The 3,453-nt window shown below is 49.5% G+C and carries 5 protein-coding genes; all 5 read right to left on the bottom strand.

The annotated features are described in order from the left end of the window. Positions 1-77 precede the first annotated feature (77 nt). Positions 78-527 (bottom strand): urease accessory protein UreE, encoded by a 450-nt coding sequence (locus P8O70_03110; GenBank protein ID MDG2195872.1) that lies wholly within the window; start codon positions 525-527, stop codon positions 78-80. Between the two features lie 17 nt (positions 528-544). Further along, positions 545-2,251 carry an urease subunit alpha gene (gene ureC / locus P8O70_03105; protein MDG2195871.1) on the bottom strand — a complete coding sequence of 569 codons (1,707 nt, stop codon included), beginning with the start codon at positions 2,249-2,251 and terminating at the stop codon, positions 545-547. A gap of 12 nt (positions 2,252-2,263) precedes the next feature. Beyond that, positions 2,264-2,623: an urease subunit beta gene (locus P8O70_03100; GenBank protein MDG2195870.1), complete on the bottom strand. Its 360-nt coding sequence runs from the start codon at positions 2,621-2,623 to the stop codon at positions 2,264-2,266. Positions 2,624-2,654: 31 nt separating this feature from the next. Beyond that, on the bottom strand, positions 2,655-2,957 hold the full coding sequence (locus P8O70_03095; GenBank protein MDG2195869.1) for an urease subunit gamma: 303 nt from the start codon (positions 2,955-2,957) through the stop codon (positions 2,655-2,657). A gap of 251 nt (positions 2,958-3,208) precedes the next feature. Further along, on the bottom strand, positions 3,209-3,453 hold a 245-nt coding region (locus P8O70_03090), incomplete at its 5' end, for an ABC transporter ATP-binding protein (GenBank protein MDG2195868.1).

The following is a 3,453-nucleotide window of genomic DNA, read 5'->3' as shown; positions in this document are numbered from 1 at the left end:
AGTAAGCGAAGGCCCCAATGGGCAAAGCGCTATCACTCAGATGCAGTACACTCAGCCACTGCTCCAGTCCGGCATTCTCAGTGGGTGTGTCCACTCTGTGGGATGGCTGGGGTGAAGGGGCGTTCACTGACTTCGTAGTTGATTCCAAGTTGCTGAAAGAGATGCTCTGCAGCAGGTTCATGGGGGCAGATCAGTTCGAAATCCGTGATCATCAGTGACAAGTGACGATTACCAATTTGGTAGGCGAGCCAAGCCCACTCTGGAGGACTTAGCGGACGTAAAACCAAGACTGACTCTGGAGCTTCCTGAACCTGAACTTGGCAGCGTTCTGAAGATAGTAGAAGCTGGTCTCCTTGTCGGAGGATGCTTCCTGAGGGCAGGGCTAAGGCAAACTCCCGACCTCGGTCGGTCTTGCGTCTTCCATGACTGCGACAGCGCTCCTCCCAGGGAAGAGTGAGAGTGTCGATTTCCCAATCTTGCATTACAGCCCCCAAACCAGCAGGCTGGACTTCTTCAACGATAATCATGTGATCTCCCAGGGGTGTTAGAACAGAAAATAACGCTGAGCCAACGGTAACACTTTTGCGGGCTCGCAATGAAGATGCTGCCCATCGGCACGCACCTCGTAAGTCTCAGGATTGATTTCCATTTTTGGTAAGTAACTATTCAGTGGCAGATCCTGCTTCCGTAAGTTACGACAACCACTTACAGCAACACAACGACGGTTGAGGCCCTGCAAGGCTCCGCTGTTCAGACCTGCTTTTGAAGTGAAATGAACGCTGGTCGCGTTGGTAGCTTGTCCGTAAGATCCAAACATCCCTCGATAGAAATTTGGTTCTGGGGTGGGGATTGAGGCGTTCCCATCTCCCATCAGCGCACCAGCAATGAAACCACCTTTCATAATCAGTGAGGGCTTGATCCCAAAGAATGCAGGGTTCCAAAGTACCAGATCGGCCATTTTGCTGACTTCTACAGAACCGATCTCATGAGAAACACCATGAGTCAGCGCTGGGTTGATAGTGTATTTCGCAACGTAACGGCGGATACGTAAGTTGTCGTTGGCACTTTTGTCATCGGGTAGGGCTCCTCGCTGCTGCTTCATCTTGCTGGCGGTTTGCCAGGTCCTGCAGATGACCTCCCCGATGCGGCCCATTGCCTGAGAATCAGAAGAAAGAATGCTGAAGGCTCCAAGATCATGGAGAATGTCTTCGGCAGCAATAGTCTCAGCTCGGATTCTTGATTCAGCGAAGGCAACGTCTTCGGGAATCGAGGGAGAAAGATGGTGACAGACCATCAACATGTCGAGGTGCTCAGCCATTGTGTTGACAGTATAGGGCATCGTTGGGTTTGTAGAAGAGGGGAGAACGTTTGCTTCACCACACAACTTCATGATGTCGGGAGCGTGGCCTCCCCCAGCGCCCTCAGTGTGATAGGTGTGGATTGTTCGATCCTTGAAAGCAGTGATGGTGTCCTCGACAAAACCACATTCATTGAGAGTGTCAGTATGAATTGCAACTTGCACATCGTATTCTTCAGCGACACTCAGACATTGGTCAATTGCGGCTGGGGTGGTCCCCCAATCCTCGTGTAATTTTAATCCTAAAGCCCCAGCATCCAGCTGCTCTCTCAGTCCAGCTGGACTCGAGGAGTTCCCTTTCCCAAGAAAACCAAAATTCAGCGGAAAGCTTTCGATAGCTTCATACATCTTACGGATGTTCCAAGCTCCTGGAGTACAAGTCGTAGCTTTGGTACCTGTAGCCGGTCCGGTTCCCCCTCCTATCAGAGTAGTGATTCCCGAATAGAAGGCCTCTGGAATCTGGTTGGGTGAGATGAAGTGAACATGGGCATCAATTGCTCCAGCAGTTAGGATCATTCCCTCCCCAGCGATGATCTCTGTCGAAACTCCGACTTCCATTCCAGGCGTGACACCATCCATGATGCCTGGGTTTCCAGACTTACCGATACCTGTAATGCGTCCATCTCGAATCGAAACATCTGCCTTGATGATGCCAGTGTAATCTACAATGACTACGTTCGTGATCACAACGTCAGGAGTACCCTGGCCTCTGGTAGCTGTAGGAGACTGACCCATCCCATCTCGCAGCACTTTGCCACCTCCAAAAATGGCTTCATCACCGTAAACAGTGTGGTCTTTCTCAATTTCTGCAAACAATTCGGTGTCACCTAGTCGAATCTTATCCCCAACGGTGGGACCGAAGTGTTCAGCGTAGTGATGTCTTTCCATGCGCATGATGTTTCTCCCTCAGCGTACGAAGTTGGTAGATCGTTGAAGAGCGGCCTGGCGGACTTCTGTCGTGTCCAGAATTCCCTCCACCAACTGATTAAGACCGAGGACTTCTCGATTTCCTCCCAGTTCCACAAGTTCAACTTCACGGGTATCTCCCGGCTCAAAGCGGACAGCAGTCCCTGCCGGTATATTGAGTCGCATCCCGTAGGCTTCTTCCCGTGTGAAGCGTAAAGAAGCGTTACATTCGAAGAAATGGCAGTGCGAACCAACCTGGATTGGACGGTCTCCTGTATTCTCAACACGAACAGTACTTGTTCGGCGACCTGCATTGATTTCGATTGGAGACTTCGATAGTTGGTATTCTCCAGGGATCATGATCATCCTCCGCTTGGATGGTTGGATTTAGTTATTGGATCGGGTCGTGGACGGTAACCAGCTTAGTCCCATCTGGAAAAGTTCCTTCGACCTGAATTTCTGGAATCATTTCTGGAACACCTTCCATGACTTCCTCGGCTTTAAGGATTGTACGACCGAAAGCCATGACATCTGTCACGGAACGTCCATCCCTAATCGCTTCGAGCAGCTCGGAAGTGATCAAGGCCACAGCCTCAGGGTGATTGAGCTTGAGTCCGCGAGTGCGACGCTTGCGAGCCAGTTCACCTGCAGTGAAGATAGTAAGTTTTTCTAATTCTCGGGGAGTTAGGTTCATGGCAACCCATTATTTGATAGCAGATTCGAAATCTTAGTGATTTCTGCGAATTACCGGTAGATGATGTGGACGGTTCAAAAAGCCAAATTTTGAAGAATATTGGCCATGACGTTGTCGAAGCAGCGTTTTCAAAAACGACAGGCAAGATAGCTAATTTATGCTCGAAGGCAAACTCTAATTATGGTTGCCAGAACTGAATGTTTGCTTTGAAGAATAGAGGATTTCCACTAACTCACATTTAAGTCAGTAATTTAGACAGTCAGCCAGCGCCGAACTTCATGAGGTTGAACCTCCTTTTCACTGCCGGCAAGAACAACTTCTCCTCGACCCATGACTACATATTCATCGGCTAACTCACGAGCAAAATCAAAGTATTGTTCAACCAACAATATTGCCATTTCTCCCTGTTCCCGCAGCGTTTGAATGACTCGACCTATGTCTTGAATAATGGAGGGTTGAATTCCCTCTGGCGGTTCATCAAGTAACAATAGCTTTG

This window comes from SAR324 cluster bacterium (assembly GCA_029245725.1).
Lineage (GTDB): Bacteria > SAR324 > SAR324 > SAR324 > NAC60-12 > JCVI-SCAAA005.
This window is presented reverse-complemented; position numbering and strand designations above follow the sequence as displayed.

Excerpts from the sequence above, each read along its gene's own strand:
- P8O70_03100 (MDG2195870.1), bottom strand. The coding sequence starts at position 2,623 with ATGATCCCTGGAGAATACCAACTATCGAAGTCTCCAATCGAAATCAAT.
- ureC (MDG2195871.1), bottom strand. The coding sequence starts at position 2,251 with ATGCGCATGGAAAGACATCACTACGCTGAACACTTCGGTCCCACCGTT.
- P8O70_03110 (MDG2195872.1), bottom strand. The coding sequence starts at position 527 with ATGATTATCGTTGAAGAAGTCCAGCCTGCTGGTTTGGGGGCTGTAATG.
- P8O70_03095 (MDG2195869.1), bottom strand. The coding sequence starts at position 2,957 with ATGAACCTAACTCCCCGAGAATTAGAAAAACTTACTATCTTCACTGCA.